This is a genomic window from Streptomyces sp. NPDC056452, from assembly GCF_042796085.1.
Classification (GTDB): domain Bacteria; phylum Actinomycetota; class Actinomycetes; order Streptomycetales; family Streptomycetaceae; genus Streptomyces.
This window is the reverse complement of sequence record NZ_JBHTRI010000005.1, coordinates 38,382-53,520: the sequence shown is the minus strand read 5'-3', so window position 1 is coordinate 53,520 and position 15,139 is coordinate 38,382. Positions and strand designations below refer to the sequence as shown.

Annotated in this window: 13 protein-coding genes; 5 read left to right on the top strand and 8 right to left on the bottom strand. The window is 69.6% G+C overall.

Features of this window, described 5'->3' with window-relative positions; genetic code table 11:
* Position 1 precedes the first annotated feature (1 nt).
* Both glyA and ACFQ6X_RS06710 read left to right on the top strand, forming a co-directional pair.
* Entirely contained in the window at positions 2-1,261 is a 1,260-nt protein-coding gene (gene glyA / locus ACFQ6X_RS06715; protein WP_383176964.1) for a serine hydroxymethyltransferase, read from the top strand.
* 155 nt (positions 1,262-1,416) lie between these two features.
* Positions 1,417-2,802: an L-serine ammonia-lyase gene (locus ACFQ6X_RS06710; protein ID WP_383176961.1), complete on the top strand. Its 1,386-nt coding sequence runs from the start codon at positions 1,417-1,419 to the stop codon at positions 2,800-2,802.
* A gap of 15 nt (positions 2,803-2,817) precedes the next feature.
* Here the strand turns inward: ACFQ6X_RS06710 and ACFQ6X_RS06705 are convergent, their stop codons facing one another.
* Complete coding sequence (locus ACFQ6X_RS06705; RefSeq protein WP_383176958.1) at positions 2,818-3,387, bottom strand: hypothetical protein; 570 nt, start codon at positions 3,385-3,387, stop codon at positions 2,818-2,820.
* 474 nt (positions 3,388-3,861) lie between these two features.
* On the opposite strand from ACFQ6X_RS06705, the gene ACFQ6X_RS06700 reads away from it, so the two are divergent.
* On the top strand, positions 3,862-4,839 hold the full coding sequence (locus ACFQ6X_RS06700) for a terpene synthase family protein (RefSeq protein ID WP_383177461.1): 978 nt from the start codon (positions 3,862-3,864) through the stop codon (positions 4,837-4,839).
* A gap of 214 nt (positions 4,840-5,053) precedes the next feature.
* Here ACFQ6X_RS06700 and ACFQ6X_RS06695 read toward each other — a convergent pair whose 3' ends face one another.
* Complete coding sequence (locus tag ACFQ6X_RS06695) at positions 5,054-5,269, bottom strand: EF-hand domain-containing protein (protein WP_383176955.1); 216 nt, start codon at positions 5,267-5,269, stop codon at positions 5,054-5,056.
* A 92-nt stretch (positions 5,270-5,361) separates the two neighbouring features.
* On the opposite strand from ACFQ6X_RS06695, the gene ACFQ6X_RS06690 reads away from it, so the two are divergent.
* Complete coding sequence (locus ACFQ6X_RS06690; RefSeq protein WP_383176952.1) at positions 5,362-6,000, top strand: GNAT family N-acetyltransferase; 639 nt, start codon at positions 5,362-5,364, stop codon at positions 5,998-6,000.
* A gap of 20 nt (positions 6,001-6,020) precedes the next feature.
* Here ACFQ6X_RS06690 and ACFQ6X_RS06685 read toward each other — a convergent pair whose 3' ends face one another.
* The 6 genes from ACFQ6X_RS06685 to ACFQ6X_RS06660 all read right to left on the bottom strand — a co-directional run bounded on the left by ACFQ6X_RS06685 (position 6,021) and on the right by ACFQ6X_RS06660 (position 12,729).
* The gene (locus ACFQ6X_RS06685; RefSeq protein ID WP_383176949.1) at positions 6,021-7,208 is read right to left on the bottom strand and encodes a hypothetical protein; all 1,188 of its coding nucleotides are present in this window, start codon (positions 7,206-7,208) and stop codon (positions 6,021-6,023) included.
* Positions 7,208-7,999 (bottom strand): polysaccharide deacetylase family protein, encoded by a 792-nt coding sequence (locus ACFQ6X_RS06680; RefSeq protein WP_383176946.1) that lies wholly within the window; start codon positions 7,997-7,999, stop codon positions 7,208-7,210. Before ACFQ6X_RS06680 ends, ACFQ6X_RS06685 begins: the two co-directional genes overlap by 1 nt.
* Positions 8,000-8,421: 422 nt before the next feature.
* Entirely contained in the window at positions 8,422-8,937 is a 516-nt protein-coding gene (locus tag ACFQ6X_RS06675; RefSeq protein WP_329215042.1) for an ATP-binding protein, read from the bottom strand.
* 251 nt (positions 8,938-9,188) lie between these two features.
* Entirely contained in the window at positions 9,189-9,956 is a 768-nt protein-coding gene (locus tag ACFQ6X_RS06670; protein WP_351168796.1) for an enoyl-CoA hydratase-related protein, read from the bottom strand.
* 91 nt (positions 9,957-10,047) lie between these two features.
* Positions 10,048-11,301: an Ig-like domain-containing protein gene (locus ACFQ6X_RS06665; RefSeq protein WP_383176943.1), complete on the bottom strand. Its 1,254-nt coding sequence runs from the start codon at positions 11,299-11,301 to the stop codon at positions 10,048-10,050.
* Positions 11,302-11,505: 204 nt separating this feature from the next.
* Positions 11,506-12,729: an Ig-like domain-containing protein gene (locus ACFQ6X_RS06660; RefSeq protein ID WP_383176940.1), complete on the bottom strand. Its 1,224-nt coding sequence runs from the start codon at positions 12,727-12,729 to the stop codon at positions 11,506-11,508.
* Positions 12,730-12,998: 269 nt separating this feature from the next.
* Between ACFQ6X_RS06660 and glgX the strand changes: the two genes are divergently transcribed.
* Complete coding sequence (gene glgX, locus ACFQ6X_RS06655; RefSeq protein WP_383177457.1) at positions 12,999-15,119, top strand: glycogen debranching protein GlgX; 2,121 nt, start codon at positions 12,999-13,001, stop codon at positions 15,117-15,119.
* Positions 15,120-15,139 lie beyond the last annotated feature (20 nt).

Below are 15,139 nucleotides of genomic sequence, written 5' to 3'. Positions count from 1 at the left end.
GATGTCGCTTCTCAACTCCTCCCTCCACGAGCTGGACCCGGACGTCGCCGCCGCTGTCGACGCCGAGCTCCACCGCCAGCAGTCCACCCTCGAGATGATCGCTTCGGAGAACTTCGCTCCGGTCGCGGTCATGGAGGCGCAGGGCTCCGTCCTCACCAACAAGTACGCCGAGGGCTACCCCGGCCGCCGCTACTACGGCGGCTGCGAGCACGTCGACGTGGTCGAGCAGATCGCGATCGACCGGATCAAGGCGCTGTTCGGCGCCGAGGCCGCGAACGTCCAGCCGCACTCCGGTGCGCAGGCGAACGCCGCCGCGATGTTCGCGCTGCTGAAGCCGGGCGACACGATCATGGGCCTGAACCTGGCCCACGGCGGTCACCTGACCCACGGCATGAAGATCAACTTCTCCGGCAAGCTCTACAACGTGGTCCCGTACCACGTCGACGAGACCGGCGTCGTGGACATGGCCGAGGTCGAGCGCCTCGCCAAGGAGTCCAAGCCGAAGCTGATCGTGGCCGGCTGGTCCGCGTACCCCCGTCAGCTCGACTTCGCCGCGTTCCGCCGCATCGCGGACGAGGTCGGCGCGTACCTGATGGTCGACATGGCCCACTTCGCGGGCCTGGTGGCCGCGGGGCTGCACCCCAACCCGGTGCCGCACGCCCATGTCGTCACGACCACCACGCACAAGACCCTCGGCGGTCCGCGCGGTGGCGTCATCCTGTCGACGCAGGAGCTCGCCAAGAAGATCAACTCGGCGGTCTTCCCCGGTCAGCAGGGCGGCCCGCTGGAGCACGTGATCGCGGCCAAGGCGGTCTCCTTCAAGGTCGCGGCGACCGAGGAGTTCAAGGAGCGCCAGCAGCGCACCCTGGACGGTGCCCGCATCCTCGCCGAGCGTCTGGTGCAGCCGGACGTCACCGAGGTCGGCGTCTCCGTCCTGACCGGCGGCACGGACGTGCACCTGGTCCTGGTGGACCTGCGCAACTCCGAGCTGGACGGCCAGCAGGCCGAGGACCGCCTCCACGAGGTCGGCATCACGGTCAACCGGAACGCCGTTCCGAACGACCCGCGCCCCCCGATGGTCACCTCGGGCCTGCGGATCGGTACGCCGGCGCTGGCCACCCGCGGATTCCAGGCCGAGGACTTCACCGAGGTCGCCGAGATCATCGCCTCCGCGCTGAAGCCGGCCTTCGACGCCGACGACCTGAAGGCCCGCGTGATCGCGCTGGCCGAGAAGTTCCCGCTGTACCCCGGCCTCAAGTAGGTCACCCGCAGTTTGCACGTCGGGTGGGGGCACCGCGCACACTGAACAGTGAGCACGGTGCCCCCACCCTTGTCCCCGCGCTCTTCGGGCCCACCGGCCCGGCCCGCACCACCCGGCAGACAACGGCGTCTACCAACCCCTTTAGGAGTCCTCCCGTGGCCATCTCGGTCTTCGACCTCTTCTCGGTCGGCATCGGCCCGTCCAGCTCCCACACGGTCGGCCCGATGCGCGCGGCGCGCATGTTCGCCCGCCGCCTCAAGAACGAGGGCCTGCTGGCCCACACCGCATCGATACGGGCGGAGCTGTACGGCTCGCTCGGCGCGACCGGCCACGGCCACGGCACCCCCAAGGCCGTCCTGCTCGGCCTGGAGGGCGAGTCCCCCCGCACCGTCGACGTCGAGGGCGCCGACAGCCGGGTCGAGGAGATCCGCTCCACGGGGCGCATCAGCCTCCTCGGCATGCACGAGATCCCCTTCGACACCGACGAGCAGCTGGTCCTGCACCGCCGCAAGGCGCTGCCGTACCACGCCAACGGGATGACGATCTTCGCGTACGACCACGAGGGCACCCTCCTCCTGGAGAAGACGTACTACTCGGTCGGCGGCGGCTTCGTCGTCGACGAGGACGCGGTGGCCGGCGAGAACCCGATCGTCCCGGACGACACCGTCCTCAAGCACCCCTTCCGCACCGGTGACGAGCTGCTGCGGCTCGCCCGCGAGACGGGCCTGTCCATCTCCTCCCTCATGCTGGAGAACGAGAAGGCCTGGCGCACCGAGGACGAGATCCGCACCGGCCTCCTGGAGATCTGGCGCGTCATGCAGGCCTGTGTCACGCGCGGCATGGCCACCGAGGGCATCCTGCCGGGCGGTCTGAAGGTCCGCCGCCGTGCCGCGAACTCGGCCCGCCAGCTGCGCGCCGAGGGCGACCCGCAGGCGAACGCGATGGAGTGGATCACCCTCTACGCGATGGCCGTCAACGAGGAGAACGCCGCGGGCGGCCGTGTCGTCACCGCCCCGACCAACGGCGCCGCCGGCATCATCCCCGCCGTCCTGCACTACTACATGAACTTCGCCGCGGGCGGCTGCACCGAGGCCGAGAAGGACGACAGCGTCGTCCGCTTCCTGCTGGCCGCCGGCGCCATCGGCATGCTCTTCAAGGAGAACGCCTCCATCTCCGGCGCCGAGGTCGGCTGCCAGGGCGAGGTCGGCTCCGCCTGCTCGATGGCCGCGGGCGCCCTCGCCGAGGTCCTCGGCGGCTCCGCCGAGCAGGTGGAGAACGCCGCCGAGATCGGCATGGAGCACAACCTGGGCCTGACCTGCGACCCGGTGGGCGGCCTCGTGCAGATCCCGTGCATCGAGCGCAACGGCATGGCGGCCGTGAAGGCCGTCACCGCGGCCAGGATGGCGCTGCGCGGCGACGGCAGCCACAAGGTCTCCCTCGACAAGGTCATCAAGACCATGAAGGAGACGGGCGCGGACATGAGCGTGAAGTACAAGGAGACGGCACGCGGCGGGCTCGCCGTGAACATCATCGAGTGCTAAGGGCTGTCCCGTGGGTCAGTCGAAGCAGCCGGTCCTCGCCCCGTCCGTCTCGGAGCCGACTTCTAGCTCGAATCCGGAGCCCGAGTCGAACTCCGGTCCGGCCTTGTAGTCGTGCTCGATCTTCAGCCGGCGGGCTGTGGTGAACTGCACGGTCAGCAGGAGGGAATCGCCGTCCCCGCCTCTGGTGAAGCACAGTCCCGCCGTTGTTTCGGGAGCGCTCAGGCCCGACGGTGCGGACTGCAGGCGCCAGCCGTCCGCCCCGGCGGTGGCGCGGTAGAAGTCCACGACCTCCTGCCGGGGGCCGGGGAAGGCGTAGACGCGTTCGGCGTACAGCCAGGCGTCGCCGCTGTCGTCGATGCAGCCCGCGGGCACCGAGGCGAAGTCCTTGGGGGCGGTCGCCCCCTCCGGAACGGATTCCAGGATCGGCTGGGCTCGCAGTGCCTTCACCCGTGTCGCCGTGTCGTCACAGGTGTTGAACGGGGAGAGCGCGGAGCAGCCGCTCACGCCGGTGGCGAGCAGGGTGGTGGCCAGGAGCAGTGCGCCGGGCAGGGCGGGCGGCCGAGCGGGGTGCGTCCGGGGCGGCATGGGTCTCCCGAGGGTCGTGGGCGGGCGGGCTTCACGGTCCGGGGGGAACGGCAGCCGGAGCGAGAAGAGAGGCTACGACGGTGCCGGACGGTGCTGCTCCGGCACCCAACCCCAGAAGCCCCCTAAGTGCTCATAGATGAGCAGCTGTTCGCAGCGATCATGCAATTTCGGTCACAAGTGGCTTCCCTCTGTCGCCCACAAGGGGTTCACTTGACGTGACGCATGGTGACGCGGTCGCCCCACCGGCTCGCGGATCCGGCTCCGATGTCCAGGCCCCTGGCAGAGGAAGGAGGACCGTGACGGCCACCTCACCTCGTACGGTGACCCTCTGCCCAGAGCTGGTGGGTGCCAGGCGTCCGCTCCGGCGGGCCGGCACCGGTACGTCGCGCCGATGAAATCCCCGCTCCCATCCTTCATTCGCAGCATTCTCGACGAGGGGCACCAATGAGCCAGATTGTTTTACCGGTGTTTCATATGCCGTTCCAGAGCGCAGGGTGTAACCCAGGTGTGGAGGAAACCAAGAAGGCCGCCTGGGAATGGGCGGACGAGAACGGCCTCGCCCTGACTCCGGTCGCCCGGAAGAAGATGCTCCGCACTCGCCCCGAACTCTGGATATCCCTCATATTCCCGGAGGCCTCGCAGAAGCATCTCGATCTCTTCTGCCAGTGGCTCTTCTGGGCGTTCCTGGTCGACGACGAGTTCGACGACGGACCGGCCGGACGCGACCCGCACATGTGCGAGGAGGCGATCGCCCGGCTGGTGGACGTCCTGGACGGCGCCGAACCGCACGGCCCCATGGAGCGCGCACTGGACGGCCTGCGCGAGCGGACCTGCCTGGGCAGGTCACCCGTCTGGATCCGGCAGTTCCGCCGTGACACCGTGTCCTGGCTGTGGACCTACTACGCGGAAGCCGTCGAACGCGCCGCCGGACAGGTGCCGAGCCGGGCCGACTTCGTGAAGCACCGCCGCGACTCGGTTGCCATGCAGCCCTTCCTGGACCTCCATGAGATCACCGCGGGAATCGATCTCCCGGAGTCGGCCCGCAGCCTTCCCGCGTACATCGCACTGCGGAACGCGGTGACCGACCACTCGGGTCTGTGCAACGACATCTGCTCCTTCGAGAAGGAAGCAGTTCTCGGTTACGAGCACAATGCGGTCCGCCTCATTCAGCGGGACCGGAGGTCCACTCTTCAGGAGGCTGTGGACGAGGCCGGAATTCAACTGGCACGCATCGCCGAGCGGGTTCAGCGGGCCGAAAAGGAACTGGCCGAGGAAATAGAGGCCGCGGGTATCGACGGACAGACGCGCGCGGCTCTGGAGCGCTGTGCGCGGGACTATCGCGGTCTGGTCCGCGGTGACTTCGACTACCACGCGCGCGCGGAGCGCTATACGCGTCCTGATCTGGTCGAGGTCGACCGGCGCGAGACGCTGTCCCAGTACTTCGCCGCCTGACGGCGCACGCGCCGCGACAGGGCCCGGGGATCCCGGCTGCGGGGGCCTCGGGCCGCGGCGGCCGTGATCGGGTCGCCTTCCGCCGTCCCGGGACAGGACGCGGCCGAGCGGGGACGATCACCTCACTGCCGGTCGCACCGGCCACAATCGGCCAGATCCGTCCGGCTCCGCAGACGAGTCGGCCCCCGCGCCACCGGCCGGGGGCCCACTGCACTCAGCCCTTGTTCTGAACGGCCCAGAACTCCTCGAACGTGAGCTGCCCGTCACCGTTCGCGTCGTGCGCGTTGATGATCGCCTGCGCCACCGTCTCGGTGACGAACGGGTCGCCGAGCTGCGCCATGGCGCTCTTGTACTCGGCCGCCGTGATCAGGCCGTCGCCGTTCTGGTCGAACTGCTGGAATGCCTTGCGCGCCGACTCGATGTCCGCCACTGTCCCGCCCCTTCGTAAAGCGTTGCTGACGTGGTCAGATTATCGGGCGGAAATCCGGCCCGGTGCGGCGGCCGGTCGGTGATCATGGAGGCATGGCCGACACACTTGCCCAGATCCTCGCAGCGGCGGCACGCGGGACGTTCCCCGCGCCGGACGGCACCACCACCATCGTGGAGCAGCCGAGCGTCCGCGACGCCGGTGTGCTCGCGCTGACCGCTCACTCGGTGGTGTTCAGCGACGAGGACCCGCAGTGGATACGGTCCACGCTGGCCGCCACCCCCTCCGACGCGCTGGGCGCCACCATGAACCCGCACTTCCTGTGCGCGCTGCTGGAGCGCACGGGGCGCCGGACGAACACCATCGATCTGCTCACGGTCGCCGACGCGCTGCCGGGCGGCCCGGACCTGCCCCTGCGGGAGATCCGGGACCCCGACCACCCGCGGGTGGCGCGGGCGATGAAGTACCGCGACGAGGTACGCGTCTGGGCCGCGGACGGCGGTGTGGTGCTGCTGGGCCGAGGGGTCGCCGGACGCTGGGAGACCGCGATCGAGGTGGACGAGGCGGCACGCGGCCGGGGGCTCGGGCCGCGGCTGGCGCGGGCGGCCCGGCAGCTGGTGCCGGACCCGTTCGTGTGGTCGCAGCAGTCGCCGGGCAACGCGCGCAGCGTACGGACGTTCCAGGCGGCGGGGTTCCGGCCGGTGGGCTCGGAGGCGCTGCTGATCCCCGGATAGTGCCGGGCCGGACGGTGCGGTCAGCGGAAGACGCCGGTGTGGCCGAGCGAGTAGCGGCCCGGCTGCGGATAGACGGCCAGCCCGTGCGGCCCGCTGCCGACCGGGATCCTGGCGAGCTGCTTGCCGCTGGCGGTGTCGATCGCATAGACCTCGGCGTCGTAACGCCCGGACAGCCAGAGCACCTTGCCGTCCGCCGACACGCCGCCCATGTCCGGGCTGCCGCCGTCGGGCAGCTGCCACTTCTTGGTGAGCTCCTTCTTCCCGAAGTCGAAAACGGAGACGGAGCCCTCGCCCCGGTTGGAGATGTACATCTCCTTGGAGTCCCGGCTGACATAGAGCCCGTGGCAGCCCTTGCCGGTGGGCAGCAGCTTCGGGGTGGTGAACTTCTTCCCGTCGAGCACCCACATGCCGTGCGCCATCATGTCGGCGATGTAGAAGGTCGATCCGTCCGGGGAGATCTTCACGTCCTGCGGCATGGCGCCCTGCATCGGCAGCTTCTGCTGTCCGACGACCTCCATCTTCTCCGTGTCGACCTTGAGGAGCTCGCCGGAGAACTCGCAGGAGACGATGAAGTAGCGCCCGTCCGCCGAGAAGTCCGCGTGGTTGACGCCCGAGCAGCTCACCGGGACGGTCTTGGCCCGGTCCATGGTCTTCGGGTCGCGGAAGACCAGCTCATGGTCGAGCGAGGCCATGACGACGGCGTACTTGCCGTTCGGGGTGAAGTAGAGGTTGTACGGGTCGGAGACCTCGAGCGTGCGACCGGTCTTCCCGGTGGCCGGGTCGATGGCGGTGAGGCTGTCGCCCACGTCGTTGTTGACCCAGAGCGTCTTCAGGTCCCAGGAGGGCACGACGTGCTGGGGCTGCTGACCGACGGGGATGGTCTCGATGACCTTGTACGTCGCGGGGTCGATCACCGACACGGTGTTGGAGTTGGTGTTGGGCACGTACACCCGGGACGGGAAGCCCTTGACGGCCGGTGACAGTTTTCCCGCGCGGTCGGCGGCGTAGACGTCCTTGGGGTCGAGCACGGGCGGCATCCCCGGCAGTCCCGGCGGGGTCGCGGCCCGTTCCGGCTCGGCCGGTCGTGCGGCGGCCTCGGTACGGGAGGGCCGGGTGTGGTCCGCGGGCGCCTGGCAGGCGGCGAGCGCCGCGACGAGTACGCCCCCGAGCAGGGCCGTGGCTGTGGTGGTGCGCAGGGAGGGAAGCATCAGGTCAGCAGCTCCGTCGTGGTCACCGCGCGCAGTTGGCGCCGGTCGATTTCGGTGAGGAGGAGGGGCAGTGCGGCGACGGTGTCCCGGTAGCCGAAGTGCAGGCTCACCACGGATCCGTTGCGGAGTTCGCCCGCGACCTTGCGGGTGACGGCGGCAACGCCCGGCGAGGTGAAGTCGAGCGAGTCCACGTCGTAGGAGAGGACGTGTGCGTAGCCGGCCCGGCGCGCGAGGTCCTGGACGAGCGGGGTGGCGAACTGGGCGCGCGACGGGCGGAACCAGGTGCCGATGGAGCCGGTGAGGCGGCGCAGCCGCTGCGCGCAGCCGGTGATCTCGGCGTACGCCTCTGCTTCGCCCATCGCGTTGATGTCGAGGTGGCGCTGGGTGTGGTTGCCGAGGTCGTGGCCGCCGTCGAGAATCCGGCGGGCCATCCCGGGGTGTTCGTCGAGCCAGCTCCCGACGGCCAGGACGGTGAGCCGGGCTCCGGCCCGTTCGGCCTCGGCGAGGACGGTGCGCGCGAGGACGGGGTCACCCTGGCCGTGGAAGGTGAGGGCGACGCGGTTCCGGTCGCGGGGGCCGTGCTCGATCTGGACCGGCCGGCCGGGGAAACGGTGCGGGGCGGGAGCGGGGCCGACGGCGCCGCGGGACTGCTGGGGCTCGCGGCCCTTCTGCGGGGCGTGGGTGGCGGTGTCGTCCCGCGCACAGCCTGCGGCTCCGGCGCCGGCCAGGAGGGCGCCCGCTGTCGCGCGCAGGGCGGTGCGGCGGGGAACCGGTGTCCTGCGACCGTTCATGGCCGTCCACCTCGCGGGGTTCGGTTCGGGTGCTGATTCCCCGAGACCCGAGACACAGTAGGGCGAGATGGGCGAAATGTGATGATTGACGCTTTTCGGAGATGATCAATGAATCACCCGCCGAAACTCATATTCATGCAAAGAAAGCCAGGCCAGTGACTCATCACACCTGTGATTCAGAAGCTTAATATGACTATTCGACACGATTTGCCCGGTTTACCGTTTTGGCGGCAGGGTCGCCCGTCTGCCATAGTCGATGACACGACCTCCTCCGACCCGAGCCAGGTCCCGAGAGCGGCCGTGGACACACCCCCCATTCCGCGGCCCCCACAGAAGCCCCCGACGCGCCGTACCACGGCCGACCGGGGGCTTCTGTACATCCGGGCCGACCGGACGCATCATCACCGGCCCCCGAAGTCGCCTCAGCGGTCGGAGGTGCGCATCTCGAACCAGGTGGTCTTCCCGCGGGGCAGGAGATCCACGCCCCAGCGGTCGGACAGCTTGTCGACGAGGAAGAGCCCCCGCCCGCTGACATCCATCTCCCTGACGGGCATCAGGCACGGCAGCCCGCGCGAGGGGTCACGCACCTCGATCCGGATCCAGCCCCGCCGGCGCAGCATCCGCAGCCCGAAGACCCTCGCCCCGGTGTGCCGCACGGCGTTGCCGACGAGCTCGGAGACGAGCAGTACGGCATGTTCCGAGGTCTGCGGGGGCAGCGCCCACTGACGGAGCATCACGCACGAGGTGAGCCGGCGGGCGGTGGCCGCGGACTCGGGGCGCGAGGGCAGCCGGACTTCGTCCTCCGTCGGATTTCCGAACAACTCCAGCGCTTTGAACGCCTGTTCGTCATCGACGGCCGGCATCCAGCGTGCCGCGGTTGCGCTGCTGCGCGGTCGCGGCTGTTCCACACCCTCCAGGCCCGCCATGCCCACCATCATGGCCGCACAGAACGCCCTCTGTGACCGTTCCTGCGGAATCCCCTCACCGGAATCCACCATTCCGAGAGGGTGATTTGACATATGCCAGGGGCAGAACGTCACCCCTGGCAGCCATGGTGAACTGCGCCGACGCACCTTCGGCGGGTAATTGCACAGAGGGGACGCACACCGGACCTTAAGGTTGCCTTAAGGTCCAGCTAATCCGCCCGCACGGATGAACACACGTCCCTCTGTACCCAACTGGCGTCCGATCAGAGGAACTTGGCCTTGCCGGGACCCTCCTCCACAAAGCTGCGCATACCGCGCTCCCGGTCCTCGGTGGCGAACAGACCGGCGAACCAGTTCCGCTCGATCGTGAGCCCGGTGTCGATGTCCGTCTCCAGGCCCGCGTCCACGGACTCCTTCGCGGCGCGCAGTGCCAGCGCGGGCCCCTGCGCCAGCCGGGCCGCCCAGGCGTGCGCCTGCTCGTACACCTCGGCCGCGGGCACCACGCGGTCCACCAGGCCGATCCTCAGGGCCTCCTCGGCCTTCACGTGCCGGCCCGTGAAGATCAGGTCCTTGGCCCTGGACGGACCGACCAGCCGGGCGAGCCGCTGGGTGCCGCCGGCACCCGGGATGAGCCCGAGCAGGATCTCCGGCTGGCCGAGCTTGGCGTTGTCCGCGGCGATCCTGAAGTCGGCGCAGAGCGCCAGTTCGCAGCCGCCGCCCAGCGCGTAGCCGGTGACGGCCGCGACGACGGGCTTGGGGATCCGCGCCACGGCGGTGAACGAGTCCTGCAGGGCCTTGGAGCGCACGATCATCGCCGTGTGGTCCATCGCCTGCATCTCCTTGATGTCCGCGCCCGCCGCGAACACCTTCTCGCCGCCGTAGAGGATCACGGCACGCACGTCGTCGCGCCGGGTCGCCTCCTCGGCCAGCTCGCGCAGCCGGTCCTGGGTGGCGACGTCCAGAGCGTTCATCGGCGGGCGGTCCAGCCGGATCGTGCCGACGTTGTCGCTTACTTCGAGGGTTACGGTCATGGAAGGCAGGTTAACCACGACTAACGCCGACGGGCCCGGTGCTGTTGGTCACAGCACCGGGCCCGTCCCACGACAGGGGAGGCGGAAGGACCTAAGCGGTCCACTCCGACCAGTCCATGTTCCAGCCGTTGAGGCCGTTGTCCGGCTGGATCACCTTGTCCTTGGAGTTCTTCACGACCACCACGTCACCGATCAGTGAGTTGTCGAAGAACCAGGCGGCCGGGGTCTTGCCGTCCCAGGCGCCGCGAACGTCGCGCAGACCGACACAGCCGTGGCTGGTGTTGGTCGAGCCGAAGATGCTCGACGCGCCCCAGTAGTTGCCGTGGATGAAGGTGCCCGATGTGGACAGCCGCATCGCGTGGGGCACGTCCTTGATGTCGTACTCGCCGCCGAAGCCGACGGTGTCACCGTTCATCCGGGTCACCTTGAGCTTCTCGCTGATGACCATCTCCCCGTTGTACGTGGTCGTCGACGGGGCGCCCGCGGAGATCGGGATGTCCTTGATCTGCTTGCCGTCGCGGACCACCTTCATCCGGTGGGAGCTCGCGTCGACGGTGGAGACCTGGCTGCGGCCGATGGTGAACTTCACGGTCTTGGCCTGCTTGCCGTAGACCCCCGGGCGTCCCTCGACGCCGTCGAGGTCGAGGCGCAGCGTCACCTTGGTGCCCGCGGCCCAGTACTGCTCCGGGCGGAAGTCGAGGCGGTCGTTGCCGAACCAGTGGGGCTCGATCGGCACGGCGGGCTCCGCCGTCACCTTGATCGCCCTCTCCACGGCGTCCGGGTCGGTGATGCCCCGGGTGAAGTGGATCGACACCGGCATGCCGACACCGACGGTCGAGCCGTCCTCGGGCGTGTACTGCCCGATGAAGGTGTTCTGCGGGACGAGCGTCGTGAAGGTGGTGTCCTTCGCCGACTGACGGCCCTTCGTGTCCTTGGCGACCGCGTGCACGGTGTACTTGGTCGCCGCGGCCAGGTGCCGGTCGGGCACCCAGCTGAGGCCGTCGGCGGATATCTTGCCCTCGACCGCGTTGCCCTTGGGGTCGGCGACCTTGACCGTGCTCAGCTTGCCCTGGGCGGCCGAGACCTTCAGCGCCCCGCTCGTCGCCACGTCATCGGCGCCGTCCTTGGGTGCGATGGTCACCACCGCCTGCGAGGCGCTGGTGTCGTCGACCTTCGCGCCCGCTCCCTTGCCGTCCTTCGCCCCGTCGGCGTTGCCGCCCCCGCCGCATGCCGTCACCAGCAACAGCAGCGCACCCAGTACCAGTGCGAGAAGTCCGGGGGTCCTGCGCCCACGCCGTCCTCTGCTCGCCCCGGCCGATGCCCCCGATATCGGCTGCCCGTTCAATGTGGTCGTCTCCCCTCGCACGGCCTGGCCCCGCCATGGCCCGCACCCCCGCGCGCTGTACATGCACGCTCGGCGCAAGATAATCACACCGGGCGCCGGGAGAACTCCCCCGGAATGTCACCGTTCCGTCCCAAGTCACAGGGCCCCTCCCCCCGGTGGTCCCGGAGACCGTGTCTCCGGGACCTGCGCAGGTCGGACCGGGGATCAGCGCAGTGCCGAACCGGCCTTCCACCGGTCCCATCCGAGGTTCCACCCGCCGAGCCCGTTGTCCGGGGCGACCGTCGTGTCGGTGGAGTTGATCACCTCGACCACATCGCCCACGAGCGTCCGCTCGAAGAACCATCCGGCCGGGGTGTCCGAGCTGCCGCCCTTCACATCACGCAGGCCGATACAGCCGTGACTGGTGTTGTCGGAGCCGAAGATGTCGGGAGATTCCCAGTAGTTGCCGTGCAGGAAGGTCCCCGACTTGGTCAGCCGGATGGCGTGCGGCACGTCCTTGATGTCGTACTCACCGCCGAACCCGACGGTGCGGCTGTCCATCCGGGTCATCTCGTGCAGCTCGGAGACCACCATCTTCCCGTTGTACGTGGTCGTCTTCTCGGCTCCAGCGGTGATGGGCACCGTACTGACGAGCTCGCCTTCGCTGCGTACCTCCATGGTGTGGGCCCGGGCGTCGACCACGGACGTCTGCGACCGGCCGACCCGGAAGGTGATCTTCTTCTGCTGGCTTCCGTACACCCCGGGCGCACCCTTGACATCGCGCAGCCCCACATCGACGGTGACCTGGGTGCCGGGCTTCCAGTACGTGGCCGGGCGGAAGTCGAGACGGTCGTTCCCGAACCAGTGGCCGACCACCTCGGTCTCGGGCTCCGCGGTGATCCTGATGGCCTTCTCCACCGCGGCACGGTGCTTGACCGGCCGGTTGAAGTCGAAGGAGACGATCATTCCGGTGCCCACGGTGGACCGGTTCTCCGGCTTGAAGTAGCCGATGAAGCGGTCCTTGGGCACGAGGGTCGTGAAGGTGGTGTTACGGGCCGAGCGGCGGCCCTCGTCGTCGACGGCGACAGCCTCGATGCTGTACTTCCCCGCGAGCCCGAGCCGGTACCCGTCGTCCCGGGGCTCCCATGACCGGCCGTCATTCCCCATCCGGCCCTCCACCTCCTCGCGTTCCGCGTCCTGAATCCGAGTCACCTTGACCCGTTCGAGGTGCCCGTCGGGGACGGTCACCTCGATCCGGCTCCTGGCTCCGACGTTCTCGGAGCCGTCCTTGGGGACGATCCGGATGACGTCATCGGGGGATCGGTTGTCCCCGCCGAAGAACGACGCTCCCCCTGTGCAGCCGGTCAGTACGGCCAGCACGGTGAGCAGTCCTGCCCATGTCAGCACGGCGGCCGAACCCGCCCTTGCTCTCTTCGCTACGTGGTTCACGTCAACCCAACGACAAGGGGAGGCCGGGGGAAACGTGAGTGCGGGCCCCGCCGTGGGCAGAACAGAGGGGGAGGACCACACCGGGAGGGCCGCGGCCGGGACGCCGTGCGCCCTGTCTGCGGTGCCGCCTCCGACGAGCCGCGGGAGGCCGAGAGGTGTCGAGCACAGCCGAGCAGGAGGAAGCGTCACCGACGATCGGGAGGGTGGTGGAGCGCGGACCGGCCGTACGGAAGGAGCCGGCCGGACCACCCGTATGGCCGGGTACCCCGATGCCGCTCGGAGCCCGGTTCCGGGTCGGACCGGACGGTGTTGCGGGCACCAACTTCGCCCTCTGGGCCGGCGGGGCGGAGGCCGTCGAGCTCTGTCTCTTCGATGCGCAGGGCCGCGAGACGCGGCTGCCCCTGACCGAACTCACCCACGAGATCTGGCACGGTTTCGTCCCCGGCGTACGGGCCGGACAGCGCTACGGCTACCGGGTGCACGGCCGCTGGGACCCCTGGACCGGCGCCCGCTGGAACGCGGCGAAACTGCTCCTCGACCCGTACGCCCGTGCGGTGGACGGTTCGTTCACCCTGCCGCCCGAGGTGTACGGCCATGTGAGGGACTGGCCGCAGCAGCATGTCGCCGACACCGTGCGCGACGACCGCGACTCGGCGCCGTACGTACCCAAGGGCGTCGTCGTGCACGACGACGACGACTGGGTGGAGGACCGCAGGCCGAAGACCCCGTGGGCGGACTCGGTCATCTACGAACTGCACGTGCGCGGCTTCACCAAACTCCACCCGGACATCCCGCCGGAGCTGCGGGGCACCTACGCCGGACTCGCCCACCCCGCCGCCGTGGGCCACCTCCAGCGGCTCGGTGTGACGGCCGTGGAGCTGCTCCCCGTCCACCAGTTCGCCCACGAGGACCATCTCCTGCGGCGCGGGCTGCACAACTACTGGGGCTACAACTCGATCGGCTACTTCGCCCCGCACGCCGGCTACGCGGCGAGCGGCACGACGGGCGGGCAGGTCGGCGAGTTCAAGAAGATGGTGCGCGCCCTGCACGACGCCGGGATCGAGGTGATCCTCGACGTGGTCTACAACCACACCGCGGAGGCGGGCGAGCTCGGCCCGATGCTGTCCCTGCGCGGCATCGACAACCGCGGCTACTACCGCCTCCAGCCGGACGCCCGCCGCTACGCGGACTACACCGGCTGCGGCAACACCCTGCACGTGGTGCAGCCGCAGGTGCTCCGCCTGATCACGGACTCGCTGCGCTACTGGGTGACGGAGATGGGCGTCGACGGCTTCCGCTTCGACCTGGCGGCGGCCCTGGCCCGCTCGATGCACGACGTCGACATGCTCTCCCCCTTCCTCGCGGTGATCGCCCAGGACCCGGTGCTGCGCCGGGTCAAGCTGATCGCCGAACCGTGGGACGTCGGCAACGGCGGCTACCAGGTGGGCGCCTTCCCCCCGCTGTGGACCGAGTGGAACGACCGCTACCGCGACGCCGTACGGGACTTCTGGCGCGGTGCGCTGCCCGACGTACGGGACATCGGCTACCGGCTCACGGGGTCGAGCGATCTGTACGCATGGGGCGGCAGACGCCCGTACGCCTCCGTCAACTTCGTCACCGCCCACGACGGTTTCACCCTGCGCGACCTGGTCACCTACGAGCACAAGCACAACGAGGCCAACGGCGAGGGCAACCGCGACGGCACGAACGACAACCGCGCCTGGAACTGCGGCACGGAGGGCGAGAGCGACGACCCCGGCATCAACGCCCTGCGCCGCCGCCAGCTGCGCAACCTGCTCACCACGCTGCTCCTGTCGACCGGTGTGCCGATGCTGGTGGCGGGCGACGAGATGGGCCGCACCCAGGGCGGCAACAACAACGCGTACTGCCAGGACAACGAGACCGGCTGGCTGGACTGGTCGCTCCTCGACCGGCCGGAGTGGCGGGAGCTGACCGAGCTGACCACCCGGGTGCTGGCCCTGCGCCACGCCCATCCGGTACTGCGCCGCCGCGCCTTCTTCGCCGGGACCCCCCAGGCCCCGGACGGGCTGCGGGACCTGGCGTGGTTCACCGAGCAGGGCGCGGAGATGACGGAGGCGGACTGGTACGCACCGGCCGCGACGCTCGGCCTCTACCTCTCCGGGCGCGACATCCCGGGCCGGGACGCCCGGGGCGAGCAGATCACCGACGACAGCTTCCTGGCGGTCCTGCACGCCGCGCACACCCCGTGCGACTTCCATCTGCCGGGAGCGCCCTGGGCCCGGTCGTACGAACTGCTCCTGGACACCTCCCTGGAGGACCAGTCCGCGGCCCCGGGCACGGTCCACCGGGGCGGTACGAAGCTGACGGTGCCGGGGAGGTCGGTGCTGCTGCTGCGGGTGACGGGATGAGGGGCTGATACGGGCCCCGA